Annotated in this window: 15 protein-coding genes; 5 read left to right on the forward strand and 10 right to left on the reverse strand. The window is 69.8% G+C overall.

All coding sequences use genetic code 11. The features are described 5' to 3' along the window. Positions 1–27: 27 nt before the first annotated feature. Both AX721_RS01880 and AX721_RS01885 read right to left on the reverse strand, forming a co-directional pair. Positions 28–1,524 (reverse strand): CRTAC1 family protein, encoded by a 1,497-nt coding sequence (locus tag AX721_RS01880; protein WP_068874230.1) that lies wholly within the window; start codon positions 1,522–1,524, stop codon positions 28–30. After that, positions 1,521–2,999 (reverse strand): amidohydrolase, encoded by a 1,479-nt coding sequence (locus tag AX721_RS01885; protein ID WP_068874311.1) that lies wholly within the window; start codon positions 2,997–2,999, stop codon positions 1,521–1,523. The genes AX721_RS01880 and AX721_RS01885 overlap by 4 nt, the downstream gene beginning before the upstream one ends. A gap of 263 nt (positions 3,000–3,262) precedes the next feature. Here AX721_RS01885 and AX721_RS01890 point away from each other — a divergent pair, with 263 nt between their 5' ends. Then, positions 3,263–3,775, forward strand: coding sequence for an Lrp/AsnC family transcriptional regulator (locus AX721_RS01890; RefSeq protein WP_068874233.1), 513 nt, complete (start codon positions 3,263–3,265; stop codon positions 3,773–3,775). A gap of 199 nt (positions 3,776–3,974) precedes the next feature. Beyond that, positions 3,975–4,517 carry an RNA polymerase sigma factor gene (locus AX721_RS01895; RefSeq protein WP_068874236.1) on the forward strand — a complete coding sequence of 181 codons (543 nt, stop codon included), beginning with the start codon at positions 3,975–3,977 and terminating at the stop codon, positions 4,515–4,517. Between the two features lie 10 nt (positions 4,518–4,527). Here AX721_RS01895 and AX721_RS01900 read toward each other — a convergent pair whose 3' ends face one another. The 3 genes from AX721_RS01900 to AX721_RS01910 all read right to left on the reverse strand — a co-directional run bounded on the left by AX721_RS01900 (position 4,528) and on the right by AX721_RS01910 (position 9,635). After that, complete coding sequence (locus AX721_RS01900; protein WP_068874238.1) at positions 4,528–4,749, reverse strand: DUF4880 domain-containing protein; 222 nt, start codon at positions 4,747–4,749, stop codon at positions 4,528–4,530. Between the two features lie 272 nt (positions 4,750–5,021). Next, complete coding sequence (locus tag AX721_RS01905) at positions 5,022–7,757, reverse strand: M14 metallopeptidase family protein (protein WP_068874240.1); 2,736 nt, start codon at positions 7,755–7,757, stop codon at positions 5,022–5,024. Between the two features lie 78 nt (positions 7,758–7,835). Next, entirely contained in the window at positions 7,836–9,635 is a 1,800-nt protein-coding gene (locus AX721_RS01910) for a CIA30 family protein (RefSeq protein ID WP_068874241.1), read from the reverse strand. 341 nt (positions 9,636–9,976) lie between these two features. On the opposite strand from AX721_RS01910, the gene AX721_RS01915 reads away from it, so the two are divergent. From AX721_RS01915 to AX721_RS01925, 3 genes are all read left to right on the forward strand, one after another. After that, entirely contained in the window at positions 9,977–12,247 is a 2,271-nt protein-coding gene (locus AX721_RS01915) for a TonB-dependent receptor (RefSeq protein ID WP_068874312.1), read from the forward strand. A 3-nt stretch (positions 12,248–12,250) separates the two neighbouring features. Next, positions 12,251–13,579, forward strand: coding sequence for an MFS transporter (locus AX721_RS01920; RefSeq protein ID WP_068874242.1), 1,329 nt, complete (start codon positions 12,251–12,253; stop codon positions 13,577–13,579). Between the two features lie 86 nt (positions 13,580–13,665). After that, positions 13,666–14,361: a TetR/AcrR family transcriptional regulator gene (locus tag AX721_RS01925; protein ID WP_068874314.1), complete on the forward strand. Its 696-nt coding sequence runs from the start codon at positions 13,666–13,668 to the stop codon at positions 14,359–14,361. Between the two features lie 13 nt (positions 14,362–14,374). Here the strand turns inward: AX721_RS01925 and hemN are convergent, their stop codons facing one another. The 5 genes from hemN to AX721_RS01950 all read right to left on the reverse strand — a co-directional run bounded on the left by hemN (position 14,375) and on the right by AX721_RS01950 (position 19,844). Then, a complete protein-coding gene (hemN, locus tag AX721_RS01930; RefSeq protein WP_068874243.1) occupies positions 14,375–15,736 on the reverse strand; it encodes an oxygen-independent coproporphyrinogen III oxidase in 1,362 nt (453 codons plus the stop codon). Between the two features lie 189 nt (positions 15,737–15,925). Then, positions 15,926–16,549, reverse strand: coding sequence for a LysE family translocator (locus AX721_RS01935; RefSeq protein ID WP_068874244.1), 624 nt, complete (start codon positions 16,547–16,549; stop codon positions 15,926–15,928). A gap of 21 nt (positions 16,550–16,570) precedes the next feature. Next, a complete protein-coding gene (locus AX721_RS01940) occupies positions 16,571–18,064 on the reverse strand; it encodes a tryptophan halogenase family protein (RefSeq protein ID WP_068874245.1) in 1,494 nt (497 codons plus the stop codon). A 23-nt stretch (positions 18,065–18,087) separates the two neighbouring features. Continuing rightward, complete coding sequence (locus AX721_RS01945) at positions 18,088–19,116, reverse strand: cupin-like domain-containing protein (protein ID WP_082765543.1); 1,029 nt, start codon at positions 19,114–19,116, stop codon at positions 18,088–18,090. Continuing rightward, positions 19,116–19,844, reverse strand: a complete 729-nt coding sequence (locus AX721_RS01950) for a SapC family protein (RefSeq protein ID WP_068874247.1) — start codon at positions 19,842–19,844, stop codon at positions 19,116–19,118. Before AX721_RS01950 ends, AX721_RS01945 begins: the two co-directional genes overlap by 1 nt. Positions 19,845–19,918: the final 74 nt, after the last annotated feature.

Consider the following 19,918-nt stretch of genomic DNA (forward strand, 5'->3'; position numbering starts at 1 on the left):
CAAGCGGTTTCTCCCATGGGGCTCACGTCAGCGGCCGGGCTGGCGCACGACCAGCGTCTTGCCGGCGAGCGCCGCGGGATCGACGTCGCGCCGGGTCACCGTGCGCCGGCCCTGGGGGGTCAGGAAGGTGACGCTGACCGTGACCTTCCGCAGGCCGAGGGTCCCGAAGTGGACCGGCATGGCGTTCTGGGAGTCGTAGCCGCCGCCGGTGTCCATCATCCGCGCGCCCAGGAGCCGGCCGGCGGCGTCGAAAAGGCGGATCTCCGCGCCTGGGACCAGCGCGACGCCGCGCGAATCCACCGCGGCCACCTTCAGCGCCCCTCGATGCGCGGCGTCCGGACTGTCGTTGCGATAGACCCGGCCGGCGCCGACCTTGTCGTCGTTGTGGGTCAGCGCCAGATCCAGGTCGCCGTCGCTGTCCAGGTCGGCCCACTGCACGCCATGGTCGGCCGGAACGACGTCGAGGCCGGCCGGCAGTTCGTCGACGAACTGGCCCGCACGGTTGCGGTAGAGATGATCCTTCAGCGTCGGATTGGGCGTGCGGAAGGTGGTGACGTAGAGATCGAGCCAGCCGTCCTGGTCGACGTCGGCCCAGCCGCCGGCCACGTGATGGTCGTCGGCCAGCAGCCCCGCGGCCGCGGCGACCTCCGTGAACGTCCCGCCGTCGTTCCGGTGCAGGCGGTTCTTGCCGTAGGCCGCCACGAACAGGTCGAAGTCGCCGTCGTTGTCGTAGTCGCCGACAGCGCAGCCGACCGAGCCCTCGTCGGCGGGTCGCTGCAGCGGCGTCAGGCCCAGCGCCTCGGCCACATCGACGAACCGGCCGTCGTCGTTCCGGAAATAGCCGTCGCGGTCGCCGGCCTGGTTGGCGACGAACACGTCGAGGTCGCCGTCCTGGTCGGCGTCGAAGAAGCATGCGCCCACCGTCTTGCGTGGGTCGGCGAGGCCCAGTTCCGACGCGACATCCCGGAACTTGCCATCGTCGTTGCGGAACAGTTGGTTCGCCGCCGCGCGCTGGGCGACGAAGAGGTCCAGATCGCCGTCGCGGTCGATGTCGATCCACGAGACCTGCCGGGTCGAAGCATCCGGCGGGGCGATCCCCAGTTCGGCGCCGACCTCGGTGAAGACGCCGCCCCGGTCGTTCCGAAACAGCCGGTTGCGATGCCGCGGCGTGGGCGAGGTCCCGACGTAGAGGTCGACATCGCCGTCGGCGTCGTAGTCGCCCCAGGCCAGAGCCCGCGCGTCCCGGCCGCCCACGTCGAACCGGACGCCCGAGGGGACCAGCGCGCCCCGATCGTTGCGCAGCAGCACGACGCTGCCGTCCTTGAAGCCCGTGGCGAGGTCGAGGTCCCCATCGCCGTCGTAGTCGGCCCAGGCGTTCGCCAGGGCGCCGGGCTTGTCGAGCGCCGGGATATCCAGCCGCTCGAAGCGGAAGGGGGCCGCCGTCGCCGCGAGCGGCGCGGCGGCGAGACCAAGGGTCAGCAGGCCGGCGGCCGCGAGCCCGGGGCGACGGTGGCGACGGATCAAGGCTTCGCCTCCGTGGCCTTGCGGCGATAGTCGAGCGGCGGCGGCCGATCGCCAACCATGGCCTTGTAGACGAAGCCCTCGCCGCGGCGCTGATCCAGCTCGGCCTTCGCCTTGGCGATCGTCGCAGGATCGGTGAACAGGTCCGCGGCGGTCAGCGCCAGGGTCTTGGCGGCCACGATCCCGCCCTTGGTGGCGATCGGCGTCCCGCCGGCGGCCACGGCCTGCCAGCTGTGCGCCGGCGTGCCGGGCGTCCAGGTGGCGGCGGTGACGCCGGCCGTGGGCGTCACCCAGCTCACATCGGCGACGTCGGTGGAGCCGCCGCCTCCGCCGCCCACCTCGTACGGCCTGATCTCCCCGACACTGGCGAGGGTGAGCTTGGTGGGCGGCAGGTGGGCCGTCATGGCCTGGCCGAAGGCGGTGTCCTTGGCGTCCCATTTGGGCCCGCCGACCTCCCGCAGGTTTATGTCCATGAGCCGCCCCAGCGCGTCGTTGGGCAGCATGTTGTAGACGCCGCCGGTCTGCTCGAAGCTGACCTTCGTCTCGCTGGCCATGGCCGCCCCCTCGGCGGCCTTCTGGATGCGGCCCATGACGTCGCGCACCACCTGCGGATCGGCGTGGCGGACGTAGTAGTAGACCTCGGCCTTGTCGGGCACGACGTTCGGCGCGCTGCCGCCGTCGGTGACCACGTAGTGGATGCGCGCGGACGACGGCACGTGCTCGCGCATGTAGTTCACCGCCACGTTCAGGATCTCCACGCCGTCCAAGGCGGACCGCCCCTTCTCGGGCGAGGCGGACGCATGGGCGGAGAGGCCGGCGAACCGGAACTTGCCGCTGACGTTGGCGAGCGAGACCGTCTGCGCGGCGCTGTTCGTGTCCGACGGATGCCAGTGGAGCGTGGCCGACACATCGCTGAAGAGCCCAGCGCGCACGAGGTAGACCTTCCCCGAGCCGCCCTCCTCCGCCGGCGATCCGTAGACCCGAACCTCGCCCTTGATGTCGTTGGCCTGCATCCAGGCCTTCACCGCCTGGGCCGCGGCGACGGACGCCGCGCCGAAGATGTGGTGCCCGCAGCCATGGCCCGCCTCCTGCCCGGGGATCGGCGAGCGCGCCGGCTCCGCGCGCTGCGCCAGACCGGGCAGCGCGTCGAACTCGGCCAGGATCGCGATCACGGGCCCGTCGCCGTTGCGGAAGCGGGCGACAAAGGCGGTCGGCATGCCCGCCACGCCCGGCTCGACCGTGAAACCCGCGGCCTTCAATTCCTTCTGGAGCAGGGCCGAGCTCTTGGTCTCCTGGTAGCCGACTTCTGCGAAGCCCCAGATCTGCTGCGCCACATCGCCCATCCGGGGACCGGCCTTGTCGACCAAGCCCAGGATCTGCGCCCTTTGCGGCTCCGCCACCCGCGCCTCCACGGCGCCTGCGCCGAGAACACCGGCCAATAGGGTCCACATGGCGGCAGATCGGGAAAATTTGGTCATCAGCATACTCCGGGCAGTCCGTCCGCGGGTTGGCCCGCGGGCGCGGCTCCCCAGATCGGTGACGAGAATGGCGGCAGCATTCCTCACCCGGAGGCGAAGAAAAACCGGTATCCGCCAAAGCGGCGCCAAAAAATCGCGCAGACACTGCCCCGCATTTGCGCACCCGGGGCCCGCGGCGCATGGACGGGGTGTCGAGGCGTTTCAGCGCGATGCCGGGAGAGCCGACACGCTCGGACGCCGTCGCCTGATTTCGGAGCCTTGCCATGCGCCCCCGCACGCCCGTCAGCCTCGACGCCGCCGATCTGCGGATTCTCGGCGTGCTGCAGGAGGATGGCGCCTTGTCTGTCGCCGCCGTCGCCGAGCGGGTGAATCTGTCGTCCAATGCCTGCTGGCGCCGCATCAAACGCCTGGAGGACGAGGGCGTGATCAAACGCCGCGTGGCCCTCGTGGACGCCGAGGCGATCGGCATGGGGGTGACGGTCTTCGTCAACGTGCGGGCCAGCGAGCACACGGACGAGTGGTTTCAGGCCTTCTCCAAGGCTGTCTGCGACCTGCCGGAGGTGGTGGAGTTCTATCGGATGAGCGGCGAGGTGGACTATCTGCTCAAGGTGCAGGTCTCCAGCATCGCCGACTATGACGCGGTCTATAAGCGCCTGGTCAGGTCGGTGCGCCTGACGGACGTGAGCTCCGCCTTCGCCATGGAGGAGGTGAAGCATACGACGGCGGTCCCCCTCCCCTCGCCAAACTCCACTGATCGGAACGACAAACTGGCCTGATCGCTCCTACGAAGCGGCCGTTCATGTGGACGTTCATCCCAATTTGTCCCTGAATGGGCGTAAAAGCGGTGAAGATTTCCCGCCACATCCCGTGACAGCCTGATGACCGGAAATACGGGGGCACGGGCGGCGCGATGTCGGCAGGAAAACGATTGCGACCAAGGTCGCGCGCAGTGGCGGCGGCGCAAGGACGGCGCAGGTGACCGCGCTCGCAGCCGCTCCGGCCTCGCCCGCGCCGCGACGGGGCGAGAGCCTGCTCGCCTCGGTCTGGCCGCACGTCGGCGAGCTGCGCGGCTATCTCCGGCGGCGGCTGCCCGCCAGCGAGGTGGACGACGTGGTCCAGGACATCTTCATGCGACTCGTGCACCGCGAAGGCGAGGTGGTGCAGCACCCGCGCCGGTATATCTTCCAGGTCGCGACGGCGACGCTCATCGACCGGCATCGGCACGCGACGAGCCGCTGCGGCCCCTTGCACTGCGAGTTGCTCGACACGGAGCTTCCCCCGGACGAACTGTCCCCCGACCGCTTCCTGTTCGCACGCGACGACGTCCAGGCCGCCCAGCGGATCCTCCGGACGCTGCCTGAACGGACGCGCCAGATCCTCATCGCGGTCCGGGTCGAGGGGGAGAGTCTGAAGGCCGTGGCCGCCCGCCACCAGATCAGCGTGAGCGCGGTCGAGAAGCACCTCATGCGAGCGCTGCGGGCGCTGCGCGAGGGTTGCGACCGCGCGGAGGCCGCTTAAGCGCGCCGCTTCAGTCGGACGCCGGCCGCGGCTGCACGGCGAGCGCCACGCCCGCAAGGGTCCACAGGCGGCTGATCTCGCGCCATGCCGCGTCCGCGGCGGGCGAGCTGGCGCGCCACGCCCCGAAAGCCGCCACCGTATCGACCCCGAGGTCCTCGCGCAGGCGCAGGGCCCAGACGGACGCCTCATCGAGCCACGCGCTTCCGAGGCTGTCGCCGCCCGTCTCGCTCACGCCGTCCCTTTCGCCAGGAGGCCGGCAGGCGCGCCGGAACCTCGGAAGTCGCATCGCGCGGATGCAGCCTACTCTTCTGACGGACGCCCGGCGCGAACCCTCACCTGCGCCTCCCAAAAACCTGCCCGAACGGCCGGCAGCCCTGCCCGGGGAATAGGCAGAGCTGCCTCGCGCGGCGATGGCGCGCCACGCGGCGGGCGATCCGGCTTGGGGGCCCACATCCGCACGAGAGGGAGAGGCGGATGCGGCCGGACGCCCGGGTTCGAAAGGCCCTAGCGGGCCTGCGCCGCGGCGGGGCCGTACTGCAGGCCATTGAAGAGGAACTTGAAGGCGGCGTGCGACTGGGCGCGCTGGGCGACTTCGGGACCCATCAGGAAGAGCTTGCCCTTGCCCACGTCCACATCCACCACCGCGCCGGCCCCCGCCAGCTTTTCCTGGCCGACCGCCCAGCCGCTACGCAGGACGTCGCCCTTCGGGTACCAGGCGGCGCGGGTCCCGACGCCGGCCGCGAAGGCCGGACTGCGGTCGAAGAAGACGGCCATGGATGCGGGCGCGCCGTAGGCCAGGGGCTGACTGTTGTCGACCGAGACCTCCAGCAGCGAGCCGGGGATGTAGAAGTCGTTGCGGGGCAAGGGCTTGCCGTCGGCGCCGTTCAGCGCGCTGGGCGCGGCGACGCCCACCATCTCGGCCAGGCGGGTGGAATTCCCGATCGCCACCACCGCGCCGCCCGCTCGCAGGAAGGCCGCGACCTGGGGCGCCGTCTTGTCCTTGCTGATCTCTCCCAGCCAGGAACGGAATTCGGCCGGAATCTCGTCGGGCTTCGGCTGCCGGCCGGGCCCGCCGCCTTCGTCGCTGCCCAGGACGTTGTTGGCGAAGACCAGGACGTCGAAGTCCTTGCCGAGGTCGCCCGCATCGAGGCGCTGAGGATAGACGACCGTGTAGTCGAACTCGTACTGCTCCATCAGCCAGCGGGTCCAGCCCGCCGGCATGTTGCCGCCGTAGCGGTCCACCAGGCCGACCCGCACCGGCTTCAGCTTGAGCTTCTCGCCCGCCGGCGCGGCGGACATCGCGTGGACGGTGAGACCCAGGTCGTGGGCCGCCGTCTGCACGATGGCCCGGTGGGCCGGGGTGGCGGGAATCCACAGCGCGCCGGGCGCCAGGGTCTTGCCTCCAGCCTTGGCCGGCGCCTTCAGCCAGTAGACGCCCTGCCCCGCCTTCAGCAGGCGGTTGGACAGGATGAAGCTGTCGTTGGTCTCGTGGCTGACCAGATACCCCGCCCGGCCTGAGCCGACGATCCGGCCCGGCGGCGGCGCCATGACCTCCGCGACCGGCTCGAACGGGCCGTCGAAGCCGTCGAGCACGCGGTCGAACTTCACCCCCATCTGCAGCGCCAGCGTATAGCCGGTGGAATCGTACGGCGGGATCGGCGGGCCGCCCGGATAGGCGAAGTCGTGGGGGTGGTCCTGGGGCTCGAACATGTCGAGCACGTGGGGCCGGTAGGCCTGGTCGGCCTTCACCACATAGGAGCCAGCGGGATAGGCGCGGCCGGCGACGGTGAACGACTTGGTCGCCCGATGGACGTCCACGCCGGTCTTGATCAGGGCGTTCAGGAACTTCACCGCGGTAGGCAGGTCGGCCTGGTCGGCCGGGATGATGTAGCCGCGGGGGTCGCGCCGGGCAGGATCCTGCAGCACAGTCTTGTAGAGTTCGGGGTCCAGGCCGGCGGTGCGGCCCGAGCCGACCAGCGGCTTGCCCTTGGCGGCGGCCTCGAGGGCCTCGATCCGCCTCGGCGTGATCGTCCAGCTGTCCTGGCGGCCGCGCCGGATCGAGTTGTCGCCCATGCGCCAGATGTTGAGGAGCAGCCGCTCGCGGTTACGGGAGGCGTAGTCCAGCACCGCACGGTTCAGGCTGAGCGAATAGTCGATCGACTGGCGGAAACGCCAGGGCTGCGGCGCGATCGGCGCCGGCAGGTCGTTGCGCGCGATCTGGTTCCGCGCCACCAGCGGGATGGCCATGGGCGTGGGGTGGCCGGTGATCTCGGTCAGCAGGCCCACGGCATTGTGGAAGTAGGTGACCGACCGCTCCATCCCGTTGTTCCAGGTGGAATAGGTGGCGCCGCTGCGCATGGTCGACCCCGGCTTGCCCTCGCTGATCAGCCGGCTGTGCATGGTCGCGCCGACCTCGCTCAGGGTCGACATCACCAGGGGATCGTAGTTGTAGTTGAAGGGGTCGCGGAACGGCGGCACGAACACCACCGTCCCACCCGGCGCGGTCTGGTGGTGGTTGTAGATGATCTGGGGGAACCATTCCCGGAAGAAGATCCGGTTGACGTTGGTCGTCTCCTTCATCGCGGACATGTAGTAGTCGCGATTGTTGTCGTGACCGATGTACTTTTGATAGAGCCGCGGCAGGCTGGAAAACTCGCGCTTCTTCTCGTCCGCGTTGCGCATGTACCAGTTCGACACCAGCTCCATGCCGTCGGGGTTGACCTGCCCGAACAGGATGATGACGTCGTCCAGGATCCGCTTCGTCTCGGCGTCGTCGCGGGTCAGCATCTCGTGCAACGCGGCGATCAGCGCCTGCGGTGGCACCACCTCGGTGGCGTGCAGCCCCCCATCGATCCAGATCACGGCCTTGCCCTCGGCGGCCAGCGCCCTCGCCTCGGTCTCGCTGACGCCCTCGGCCTTGGCCAGCTTGCGGGCGATCTCGCGGTAGCGGTCCAGCCGGGCCAGGTTGGCCGGCGACGAGACGATCGCCATGTACTCGCGCCGCCCTTCCTCCGTGGGGCCGATGTCGACCAGTTTCATGCGGTCGGACTGGCCGGCGACGGTTTTGAAATAGGCCTCGAGCTGGGTGTAGTTCGCCAGGAAGTAGTCGTCGCCGATGTCGTGGCCAAACGCCTCCTTCGGCGAGGTGACGGGACCGGCCGCCTGGGCGAGCGGCGCCAGTGACATCGACAGCAGCGCGAGGGCTGCGGCGGCGCCTTTGAGCGCGCGGTTCAAGCTCATACTGGAGGTCCCCTCGGTATCACGCGGGCTGCGCCCGCAGGTCGGTACGGCCGGCGCAGGCGCGCCGGCCGCGACGCTTTAGAAGAAGCTCACATTGTCGATCTGCAGCCAAAGGCGCTCGCCGGCCGCGCGGCCGCCGCTGAAGCCGACATCCAGAAGGTCCGCCCCGGTCCAGGGGGCGTCTCCGCCGCGGCCCGGCGCGCGGGTCAGGCTCGAGAATGGAATCTCTACGGTGGTCCACTCGGCGTCCGCCGTCACCGGCGCGCGCCAGCGGCCGCTCTGTGTATTCACCGTCACCGCATAGGGGCCTCCGTCGCCGCGGACGTCGAAGCGGATCCCCTTGAACCCGCGCGCGTCCACCGGCTCCACCGATCCGCGGCTGAGCGGCAGGATGACGCCCGCGCTCGGCGCTTCCTTGGTCGCCATGCGGGCGGCAAGCAGCAGGGCGTGGTCACGGCCCTGCCGGACGGCCACCTGGCTGACCTGGACGGTGCGATCGTGGCCGCCGTCCATGTCGTCCAGGCGCAGCGTGTCGAGGCGGGTGCGGCCTGGCGCGCCTTCGAAATCGTCGATCAGGGCCGCGACTTTGATCGCCGGCATCGAAGTCTGGCCGTCGGCCGGCGTCGGCTTGGCTCCCGGCCCGAAGACCGGCCGGCCGTCGATGAACACCCGCTCGGTCTTGCGGATGTCGCTGATGTTCGCCCAGGGCTCGCCGGCGACCAGCACGAGGTCGGCGCGTTTGCCCTTCTCGATGGTGCCCCGGTCGGCGATCGCGTTCATGGCCCGGGCGCCGTTCGCCGTGCCGGCCATCAGCGCCTCGGCCGGCGTCAGCCCGGCCTGCACCAGCAGCTCCATCTCGCGCAGCGTGGCCGCGCCGTGGGGTGTGCCGGGCATCCCGGCGTCGGTGCCGACGGCGATCGGCACGCCCGCGTCGTGCAGCGCCTTCACGTTGTGCAGCGCGTAGCCGAACTTGCGGAACGACTGCTGCACCCGCGGATCGTCGCGATTGGCCGGCGGCGGCTGACCCGGCTTCACGGGCTCGTAGACTGCCAGTGTCGGGGCATAGACCGTGCCGTTGGCCTTCATCAGCGCGACGACCTCGTCGTCGACTTCGCGGTCCTGCAGGCTGTGGGCGATCACGTCGACCTTGGCGCGGGCGGCGACCTTGCCGCGATCGACGGTCACGGTGTGCGTCAGCACCTTCAGACCCGCCTTGTGCGCCTCGTCCGCCAGGGCCGACAGGGTCCAGTAGTCCATGCTGGTGTTGTCGGGCGAGCTGCCATAGCGCCAGCCGTCGGCGAACGCCTTGATGGCGTCGGGCTTGTACGGGAGCAGGGCGCGGACCTCGGCGCGGGCCGCCTCCGCCGTGCTCACCCACTTCGTGGTGGCCACGTCCGCCCAGTCGGCGCCGTGCCCGCCCGGCGTGCTCATCCGCGCGGTGAAGTTGACATGGGGCGTGGTCAGGCCGTCCAGCCAGCGGCGGCGCGGCGCGTAGGCTTCGGGCGGCTGGTGGAAGTCGTTCACCGTGGTGACGCCGGCGGCCACATAGGCGGCGGCGATCCTGGGCGCCACAGCCGGCGCCCCGCCCGGCGTCCAATGCGTGTGCAGGTCGAAGAAGCCGGGCAGCAGGGCCTTGCCCTTGGCCGGCACCACCACCGCGCCGCGCGGCGGCTTCAGCCCCGGCCCGACCTCAGCGATGCGGCCGTCGCGGATGATGACCGTCGCAACCCGCGGCGCGGCCCCCGTGCCGTCGAAGACGGTGGCATCGACGATCGCCGTGACGGGTCCGGGCGCCGGCGCGGCCTGCAAGGGGCCCGCCATCCCGAGCGCCGTCAGCGCCGCAAGGCCGATCGTCAAGCCGCTGAACCCGTCCCGCATTCCGACCTCTTCAGATGTCCAAGGCGCCGTCCTTCGCCTTGGACGAACAGCCGCACCGAACCCTCATCAGGCGGCGTGTCATCTGGCGAACCCGACCGGCCAGCGTCAACCGAATACCTTATTGTTTCGCGGTTATTTCACTCAACAGAAGAATACGCGATCCACGGCCAAGTATAATTTCACCTGTTGAGTTTCATCAGCTGAATTGATGAACGAGCGCGTCTCGCCCCAAGATACTCACGCGCAAGAGAGTGAACATTGACAGCATGTGAGGCGGATCGCATGCTCCCTCCCACAGCACCGGCGCCAATGACCGGGGCTACGAGAGAGGGATGGAAACGATGAAGGCGCTTCTACTCGGGTCGGCCTGCGCGGCGACCCTCGGCGCGGCCGTGCCTGCGTTGGCTCAGACCCCGCCCGCAAACCCCAGGGCGACAGACGTCGGGGAAGTGATCGTCACCGCAACTCGGCGCAGCGAGCGGCTGCAGGACGTGCCGCTGAGCGTCACGGCCTATTCGCAGGAGGCGCTCACGGCCAAGGGCATCGTCGGCTACGAAGGCCTGGCGGTGGAGACGCCCGGCGTGGTGCTGAACCGCCCCAGCGCCAACTTCAACAACTTCACCGCGCGCGGCATCGCGACCAACGGCTACGGCGCCAACCTGCAGAGCACCGTGGCGGTCTACATCGACGAGCTTCCGATCTCCACGATCGGCAATACGACAGTGCTGGACCCGAACCTCTACGATGTGGAGCGGGTCGAGTTCCTGCGGGGGCCGCAGGGCACGCTGTTCGGCTCCGGGTCGCTGTCAGGGGCGCTGCGCATCCTGACCCGCAAGCCCGACCTCAGGGAGTTCGACGCCTCGGTCCTGGTCGATTACGGGCTGACGGGCTCGGATTCCCTACGCCAGCGCTACAACGCCATGGTCAATGTGCCCCTGGTGCACCAGAAGCTGGCGCTGCGCGCGGTGGGCTTCTACCGCGACGAGGAAGGCTACATCGACAACGTCGGCCTGACCGCGAGGAAGAATTCCAACGACCTCGACGCCTGGGGCGGCCGGGTGGCGCTGCTCTGGACGCCGACGGACCGGACCTCGGTGAAGCTGCTGGTCTCGCGCGAGGTGAGCAAGCCGCGCGACGCCTCGACGATCAGCCCGGCCCTGGGCCACGACAAGCGCGTGTCGGACCGGCCGGACCTCTTCCAGGGCTGGCTGACCAGCTACAACGCCACCGTCGAGCACCAGTTCGAGGGCGCCCAGTTCACCAGCTCGACCACCTGGTCCGAGTTCAATCAGAAGTTCTACGTGGATCTCGGGGGCACGTTCGGCAACGCGACCGGAAGCCCCCTCGGCATCGCCTTCGGCCTGGACGCCGACGCCTACATGGACACCTTCGTGGAGGAGGCGCGCCTGGCCTCCGATCCTGGCGGCAAGTGGGACTGGGTGATCGGCGGCTTCTACCTCGATCGCCGGATCGACGTTGACTACAACTACCGCTCACGCCCCGACTATCTGGCGTTCCGCGGCTTCACCGGCCTTCCGGACGAATACTACCAGCGCTTCGGAAACCACACGAACTCGCAGGAGCTGGCTGGCTTCGGCGAGGTGACTTACCGCTTCAACGAGCAGTTTTGGGTGACGGGCGGCCTGCGCTACGGCGGCTTCGAGGCGCAAACGATCACCGAGGGCGGCTACAACAGCAACTACCTGACCGCCGCGCTCACCCCGGGCTTCCGCGGACCGCTGACCATCACCCAGGTGGCGCCAGCGGTGGGCGTGAAGGCGAAGGAGACCGGACCCTCGTACAAGATCAGCCTCTCGTACAAGCCGAGCTCGGCCATCACCACCTACGCCACCCTCTCGACGGGCTTCCGGACCCCTGTGGTGAACGCCTTCGCGGGCCGTGTGAGCGTGGTGAACCCCAACGACATCGTCATCCCGGCGGGCGCCGACTCCGACGACCTGACGAACTACGAGATCGGCCTGAAAGGCCGCTGGCTGAACGGACGGCTGACGACCAACCTCGCCGCCTACTGGATCGACTGGGAGAACATCCAGGTCCAGGCGAACCGCGTGTCCGACTCTGTGCAGTTCGCGACGAACATCGGCAAGGCGGTCAGCCGGGGCCTCGAGTTCGAGGTCATCGCCCTGCCGGCCGAAGGCCTGACCGTGGGCGTCAACGGCGCCTTCAACGAGGCCGAGGTCACCAAGCTCACGCCGACCGAGGCCGCCATTTCCGGCGCCGGCGAGGGCGTGCGCCTCGCATCGCCCCGCTTCCAGGGCGCCGCCTACTTCAACTACGGCTTCGACCTGACGCCCGACGCCCGCGCCAACCTCTCGGCCGTAGTCCAGCGGGTGGGCAAGTATCCGGGCCTCTTCCCATATATCCCCGGCCGGCCGGGCGTGCTCCAGACGACCTACGCCTATACGCAGGCCTACACCAACGTGAACGCGACCTTCGCCGTGGCCCTCGAGAAGCTGACCGTCGCGGCCTACGTCGAGAACCTCTTCAACAGCCGCAAGATCACCTACGTGCACCCCGAGGCGTTCCTCGCCAGCCGGTTCGCGGAACAGCGGCCGCGCACGGTGGGCGTGCGGGTCGGCTACGACTTCTAGGTCATGGCGCAGACTCCCCTTGCGCCGGCCGCGGCGGAGCTGGACGGGAGCTCCGCCGCGGCTCTCAGGCCGGCGGCCGGGGCCTGGCCGGTCCTGGCGATCCTCTGCTTCGTCTATGTGCTCAATTTCCTGGACCGGCAGTTGCTGTCGATCCTGGCCAAGCCCATTCAGGACGAGCTCGGCGTCACCGACGGCCAGCTCGGCCTGATCAGCGGCCTCTATTTCGCGCTGTTCTACTGCCTGATCTCGATCCCCGTCGGCTGGCTCGCCGACCGGACCAATCGGGTGCGCGTGCTGGCGGTCGCCTGCGGCCTGTGGAGCGCGGCCACCATGGCGTGCGGGCTTTCGGCCAACTATCCGCAGCTTGTGCTGGCCCGGATGACCGTCGGCGTCGGCGAGGCGGGCGGGGTGCCGCCGTCGTACGCCATCATCACCGACTACTTCCCGCCTGGGCGCCGCGGCACGGCTCTCGGCCTCTTCAACCTCGGCCCGCCGATCGGGCAGGCCATGGGGGTCGCGTTCGGAGCGGCGCTCGCGGCGGCCTACAGCTGGCGGATGGCGTTCCTGATCCTGGGCGCGGTGGGACTCGTGGCCGCGCTGGTGGTGCTGTTCGGGGTGCGTGAGCCGGAGCGCGGCGGCCTCGACCGCGCCGCGGGCCTCCCGCCGAAGTCCACGGGCGGTCAGGCCCGCTTCTGGCCGACGGTGCGCAACTTCTTCTCGACCCCCGCCCTCCGGCTCGTCGCCCTGGCCAGCGCGGCGACGCAGATCGTCACCTACGGGGCCGGCAACTTCACGACTCTCTTCCTGATGCGGGAGAAGGGCATGACCCTTCCGGACGTCTCGCTCTGGTACGCCCTGGTGGTGGCGGTGGGCATGGGCGGGGGCATCTTCGTCTCGGGCCGGGTGATCGACCGGTTCACGCGCCGCACCAAGACCGCCTACGCCCTGGCGCCCGCGATCTCGCTGTCGCTCGCCGTCCTGCCCTATCTGGCGTTCGTCTGGGCGCCGAACTGGCCCGTGGCCCTGGCGTTCCTCCTGGGTCCTACCTTCCTGAACTACTTCTACCTCTCGTCGGCCGTGGCCCTGGTGCAGGAGGAGGTGGCGCCCGAGCAGCGGGTGCTGTCGGGCGCGCTGCTGCTGCTGGTGATGAATCTGGTCGGGATGGGCGTCGGCCCCACCTTCGTCGGCGCAGTCAGCGACCTCTTGAGGCCCGACCATCCGGACAACTCGCTGCAGCTCGCCTTCTATGCCCTCACCCCGGTCTATCTGGTGGCGGTGGCGCTCTTCCTCGCCCTGGCCCGCGTGCTGAAGCGCGAAGAGGCGCGCGCGTGATCGATGGCGAGGATCGCGCCGAGAGGCGGCGGCGCGCCGGGCGCGCCGACTTGACGGGTGCGGCGGTGCGGCGGAAAGAACCCGACGTGCCCGAGACGTCCCGCCCCCGCCGCGTATCGAAGAAGGCCGAGCAGCGCGCGGAGTCCATCGAACAGATCCTCGACGCGGCGGAATACCTGTTTTCCCGGCACGGCCTGTACGGCGTCACCCTGAAGGACGTGGCCCAGCGGGTGGGCGTGCACCACACGCTGATGAACTACTATTTCGAGGACAAGAAGACGCTGTTCGACGCCGTGTTCGCCCGGCGCGCGGCCGTCACCAGCGAGCGGCGTATGAACGCCCTGGACGCCTACGACGCGGCGACGGGCGGCAAGCCCACCGTCGAGGGCGCCCTCCATGCCTTCCTCGACACCGACCTCGACCTCTACATCCAGGGCGGCGAAGGGTGGAAGAACTACGGCGCGCTGGGGGCGCTTGTGGCCAACACCCCGGAGTGGGGCGCCGAGTTGATGGACCAGCACTTCGATCCGGTCGTGCTGCGGCTGATCGAGCTCCTCAAGAAGGCCCTCCCCGACTGCGCCGAAGAGGACATCTTCTGGGGCTATCACTTCGTGACCGGCGCCCTGATGGTGACCCTCGCCCGCACCGGGCGCATCGACAAACTGTCGGGCGGCGTGTGCAAGTCGGAAGACTTCCCCGCCATAAAGCAGCGCATGGCGCGCTTCATGGCCGCGGGATTCCTCGAGATCTGCAACGCCCGCGCCGCAGATCGCGCGGGCTGAAAATCGGACCGCCCTACACCGCCTTGGCGTGCCGGGTCTGGGCGGCGGGCAGACGCTCGTCGAAGCAGGCGGCGACCGCGCGCAGGAGCCGGCGCGCCGCTTCCGGCACGACGATCCGGCGCCCCGAGACCTCGCATAACCCATCGGACTGCAGCTCACGAGCAAGCTCGAGGCTGTCGTCCAGGGCGTCGGGCGATGCGCCATGGGCCCGGCACTGCGCGGCGACGTCGACCTCGAGATCGCACATCAGGCGCTCGATCACGGCGGCCCTCAGGCGGTCCTGCGGCCGTAGGGCCAGCGTGCGGGCCAGCGGCAGCCGTCCGGCCTGGACCGCCTCGCTCCACACATCCGTGGCGACGGCGTTCTGGACGTAGCCCTCGCGGAACTGCCCGATCGACGAGGGGCCGATGGGCACGAGCACGGGCGCGGGGTCGTCGGTGTAGCCCTGGAAGTTGCGCCGCAGGGTCCCCGCCGCCGCCGCCGCCCGCGCCAAAGCGTCCTCCGGCCGGGCGTAGTGGTCGAGTCCGATGCGAACGTAGCCCGCGTCCGCAAGCACGGCGTCGGCGGCGTCCGCCTGGGCCCAGCGCCCCTCGACGTCGGCGAGGTCGGCGTCCTTGATCATCACCTGGTGCTTCTTCATCCAGGGCACATGGGCGTAGCCGAAGACCGCAATGCGGTCGGGTCGCAGGGCGAGCGCCTGGCGGGTGGACTCCGCCACGTTCTCCGGAGTCTGCTCCGGCAAGCCGTACATCAGGTCGAAGTTGATGCCCCCGACGCCCGTGGCCCTCAGGCGGGCGACGGCCGCCTCCACCTGCTCGAAGGGCTGGACCCGGTGGACCTTCTCCTGGACCCCCGGATCGAAGGTCTGCACGCCCAGGCTCGCGCGGGTGACGCCGGCCTCGCCCAGGGCGTCCACGAACGCCTCGGACAGCAGGCCCGGATCGAGCTCAACGGCCACCTCGGCGCCAGGCCGAAGACCGAAATGACCCGCCAGCCGCCGCGTCAGGCGGACGAAATGCTCGGGCGACAAGGCGTTCGGACTGCCGCCGCCGAAGTGCAGGTGACCGGCGCCAGCATGAGGGCCCAGCGCGTCCGCCACGAGGTCGATCTCGCGCTCGATCGTCTCATAGAACGCCTGGATCCGGTCGTACTCCTGGGCCACCGTCGTATGGCAGCCGCAGTACCAGCAGAGGCGCCGGCAGAACGGCACATGCACATAGGCCGAGATGACGTCGCCCGCGCGGGTCCCGGCGAACCAGTCACGCGGCGCTTCCTCGCCCTCCGCAGCCTCGAAGGCCAGGGCCGTGGGATAGCTCGTGTAGCGGGGCAGGTTCCGGGTCGCGTGACGCAGCTGCGCGGCGGTGAGGCTGGACATGGCTCGGCTCAGGCGGACGCGCCGCCTGGATGGGCGCGGATCGGGGACGACAGGCCGGCGACGCTAGCGGGCGGGCCGGCCGTCCGACATTCGGGAGCGGCCACTAGGTAGTAGCCCCAGGTTGCGCGACACGTGGTTTGATTGGGGGGAACGAGGCCGGCGGCCAATTGGTCGCGGTCAGTCCGCGGGTCAGAGCCCCTGCGCCACCCGGACCGGGATAGCGGCGGAGGCGATTGGGGCCGCCGCCGAGGCGAGGAGAAGGGCGCTGAACAGCGCCACCATCACCGAACTCGTCCGACGGATCGTCAGCCCGCCGCGACCGCGAGCCCCCGCCCGGATGGCGACGCCCAGCGCGACCCAGACGCTTCCCGCCAGGACCATCAGGCCGGACAGGATCATCAGGTAGGGCTGGAGCAGGTCGACGAGCCCGATCGACCGCGGCGGCAGGATCACAAAGACGAAGACGAGCGCTTTCGGATTGCTGAGCGTCGCGAGGAAGACCCGGCGCCAGGTGATCGCGCCCTGGCTGTCCGCGGGCGGCGCGGTCCAGATGCGCCAGGCTGTATGGGCCAGGTACAGGGCGCCCGCGATCCGCAGGAGCGGCCGCAGCCAGGCGAGCGACTCGACCACGGGCGCCACGAACGCCTCCAGGACGACGATCGCCGCGCCATAGCCCAGCAGCTCGGCGGCAATGAGTGGAGCCGCCCGCCGCGCGCCCAGGATCGCCCCTGCGGCGGCCAGCAGGGTGTTGGTCGGCCCCGGTGTCAGCAGCAGGAGCGCGGCGGCGAGCACGAAGGCGTCCAGTTCGGTCACGGCCCGAGTTCCCTGTCCGCCTCAGTCCGCCAATTCCAGGCCGGCGTAGCGGTCCACGAAGTCCTGATGGCTGGGCATGCGGGCCACCGCGCGGGCGATGTTGCCCTTCAGGTCGTCGAGGGCCCGGCGCAACTGCTCCGGCGGCATGAGCGCGCCCATCAGGTGGTGGCTCGCCGGGCGGATCCTCTGGCCCAGCATCACCTGCAGCCAGGAGTCCACCAGGAACAGCTCGCCGGGCACGTGGTAGACCTGCGCCGTTTCGCGGAAGAGCTGGATCCGCTCGGCCAGGGAGGCGGGGATCTCCATGGTGCGACAGCGGTCCCAGTAGGGCGTGTCGGTCCGCTCCGTCGCATTGTAGTGCAGGATGATGAAGTCCCGGATCCGCTCGATCTCCTGGTTCGCCAGGAAATTGAACCGGTTGACCAGGGCGTCGTTGACGCCGGTGAACGGGAAGAGCTGCAGCAGCCGCGTCACCGCGATCATGATCATGTGCAGCGACGTGGCTTCCAGCGGCTCGATGAAGCCGGCGGCCAGGCCGATGGCCACGCAGTTCTTGTCCCAGGCCTTGCGACGGCGGCCCGGGCGGAAACGCAGCTGCCAAGGGTCGGTGAGCTGCTCCCCCTTGAGCTGGCCCAGCAGGCTCCCGGCCGCCTCGTCGTCGGACATGAAGTCGCTGCAGTAGACCCAGCCGTTCCCTTCGCGATGCTGCAGCGGGATTCCCCATTGCCAGCCGGCGGTGTGGGCGATGGCGCGGGTGAGCGGCATGGCGGGGTCGCGCGTGCGGGTCTGTACGGCCACGGCCCGGTCGTTCGGCAGCCATTGGCCCCAGTCCTCGAAGCCGGCCTTCAGCGTCTGCTCGATCAGCAGGCCGCGGAACCCGGTGCAGTCGATGAACAGGTCGCCCTCGACCCGCTCGCCGGACTCCAGCACCAGGGCGGTGATGTCGCCGGTCTCGGGGTGCTGCTGGACCTCTCGGATCTTGCCCTCGACGCGGCGGACGCCCTTGTTCTCGCAGCGCCTGCGGAGGTAGCGGCCGAAGCGGGTGGCGTCGATGTGGTAGGCGTAGTTCACCGGCGCATCGTCGGCCGTGTAGAACTTGCCCTCCTCGGACGCCCGCAGCTCGAGGCAGTAGTCCCCCAGATCGCCGCCGAATCCCTGGGTGTTGGCGTGCAGCCACAGGTGATGGAAGTGCGCCATCAGAGTGGATTTTCCCACCTGGCCGAAGGAGTGGATGTAGCGGTCGCCGACCTGGCCCCAGTTCTCGAACAGGATGCCCAGCTTGAAGGTCGCCCCCGTCTCCCGCATGAACTCGCGCTCGTCGAGCCCCAGCAGGTGGACGAAGGTGCGGGCCGTCGGGATGGTGGACTCACCGACGCCCACCGTGCCGATGGCGTCGGACTCCACCAGGGTGATGTCCAGCAGGGCGCCGAGCTGGGTGGACAGCGCGGCTGCGGCCATCCAGCCCGCCGACCCGCCGCCGGCCACGACGACCTTCCTCACGACCTGTCCTTGCATCGTTTCCCCCTTGGGTCCGGGCTTCATCTGTTGAGCCGGTTCAGCAGTTGGGCGCGCAGACGCCGGGCCTTCGTCTCGTCCAGCGGGCCCAGCGGTCCCTGCGCCGGCTCAGGCAAGTGTTCTCGGGCGCGATCCGCAGGACCGAAGACGTAGAAGTCGAAGAGGGCCTTCCAGGCCTGTTTCTCGTGCTCGGGCCGCTCGCGCAGGCTGAGCAGGGCGTGCAGCAGTGTGGTCTGCGGCGTGTCGATGAACCGCGGCGAGGGGTTCCACCAGTAGTTCACCAGGACGTTGAACGCCTCCAGCGCCTCGACCTGATGCCACCAGAGCGCGGGATAGACCAGGACGTCGCCTGGCTCCAACTCCGCGGTCTGCGCCGCGGCGAGGGCCTCCCGGAACCGGGGGAACCGATCGAAGTCGGGCGCGCGAATATCCACCAGGCTCACCACCTGGCCGCCCGGCGTCGGCTCCAGCGGGCCGGGATAGAGGTTGGCCGCCTGGTCCGGCGGGAAAAGCGTGAAGCGCCGGCGGCCGGCGACGCAGCAGGCGATGTTGTTCGACATGTCGTAGTGCGCGGCCGCCACCGTGCGGTTGCCGATCCAGATGCTCACCGTCGGCGCGACGCCGCCGAACGCCGCCGCATCGAGGCCGAGGTCGTTCTCCGCCCGCAGGCCCGGCAGGTAGGTGTCGATGTCGGTGGAGCCGATGTAGAGCGAAGGCCCCGTCGAATCGTCCAGGCCCTCGGCAATCCGGTCCAGGAAGGCGTCCAGGCGGACCGGCTCGGCCCGAAAGTTCAGGCTGGTCAGGCCCTCGTCGTAGAAGAACCGGCCGTGGATCTCAGGGGGGCCCGTAAAACCCACCACCGGGCGGCCGCTGTCCCGGGCCTTCAAATCCGCAATCAACCCGCGCGGCGACTCCAGGCCCGTCCGCACCAGGGGCCAGTGGCGCGCCATGCCCCGGAAGATCGTCGGGCGCTGGGCGTCGAGAAGTTCGCTCAGCCGCACATCGCCCGGCCGTACTCCCTCCAGCTCCTGCGTCGACCGGACCGGCTCCATCAGCGTCCCGCCGACTTGCGCAGCTTGGCGTCGATGAGGAACGAGACGTTGCCGAGCGAAGCGAGGACCGCGTAGGCCGCCCGCAGCGTCCCTGACCGGTGCAAGCGCTCCAGGTTCTCGCCCGCCACCGCCGCGAGCCGGGCCTCGGAGACGGTGAAAAGCCCAGGGATCACGTAGGCCGTGCCGTCCATCAGCGTCGCTTCCACCTCGACCGGCTCGATGAGCCCGAGCCCGTCCAGCGACTCGAAGAAGGGGCCGCTGGCCTCCAGCCCGTCGAAGAGCGTCCCGAGCAGCCGCGAGACGTGCTGCAGGTAGGGCGTGTTCCCCCCGGCCGGCAGGAACAACGGCTCGCCGTCCGTCCAGCTGACGCGCGGGTGGTCGAGATCGATATGGATCATGGCCTCCGGCTCGCCCGTGGTCCCCGGTCGCGGCGCCTGCAGGACGATGGAGAACGGCCCCCGTTGCTGGGCGGCGGGCACGTAGCGGGCGTTCCAGCCGTCCGCGCCGAGAAACAGATTCTCGTCCTTGTCGAGCCCCAGCAGGGCGACCGCCTGGTAGTCCCCGTTCGCGTCCTTGCGGAAGAAGATCGGGTACTCGCGCTGCAGGTCCTCGAACTCGGTCGGGAAGACCAGCACCTGGTTGACGCCGTCGCCGAACTCCGACCCGTGCCGGGTGATCACCCGTAGGTCGGCATGGTCGACATTGTTGAGCAGCACCTTGTTCGTCATGTCGGCCCCGGCGGCCCTCGCCTGCCGCAGGTTAGGGCGAAGAAGGCCGCTGCGAACAGCGGCCTTTCCGACCC

This window comes from Phenylobacterium sp. CCH9-H3 (assembly GCF_001557235.1).
Taxonomy (GTDB): domain Bacteria; phylum Pseudomonadota; class Alphaproteobacteria; order Caulobacterales; family Caulobacteraceae; genus Phenylobacterium.

Coding starts and splice junctions, on each gene's coding strand:
- AX721_RS01905 (WP_068874240.1), bottom strand. CDS start 7,757: ATGAGCTTGAACCGCGCGCTCAAAGGCGCCGCCGCAGCCCTCGCGCTG.
- AX721_RS01920 (WP_068874242.1), top strand. CDS start 12,251: ATGGCGCAGACTCCCCTTGCGCCGGCCGCGGCGGAGCTGGACGGGAGC.
- AX721_RS01910 (WP_068874241.1), bottom strand. CDS start 9,635: ATGCGGGACGGGTTCAGCGGCTTGACGATCGGCCTTGCGGCGCTGACG.
- AX721_RS01885 (WP_068874311.1), bottom strand. CDS start 2,999: ATGACCAAATTTTCCCGATCTGCCGCCATGTGGACCCTATTGGCCGGT.
- AX721_RS01940 (WP_068874245.1), bottom strand. CDS start 18,064: ATGCAAGGACAGGTCGTGAGGAAGGTCGTCGTGGCCGGCGGCGGGTCG.
- AX721_RS01950 (WP_068874247.1), bottom strand. CDS start 19,844: ATGACGAACAAGGTGCTGCTCAACAATGTCGACCATGCCGACCTACGG.
- AX721_RS01945 (WP_082765543.1), bottom strand. CDS start 19,116: ATGGAGCCGGTCCGGTCGACGCAGGAGCTGGAGGGAGTACGGCCGGGC.
- hemN (WP_068874243.1), bottom strand. CDS start 15,736: ATGTCCAGCCTCACCGCCGCGCAGCTGCGTCACGCGACCCGGAACCTG.
- AX721_RS01915 (WP_068874312.1), top strand. CDS start 9,977: ATGAAGGCGCTTCTACTCGGGTCGGCCTGCGCGGCGACCCTCGGCGCG.
- AX721_RS01890 (WP_068874233.1), top strand. CDS start 3,263: ATGCGCCCCCGCACGCCCGTCAGCCTCGACGCCGCCGATCTGCGGATT.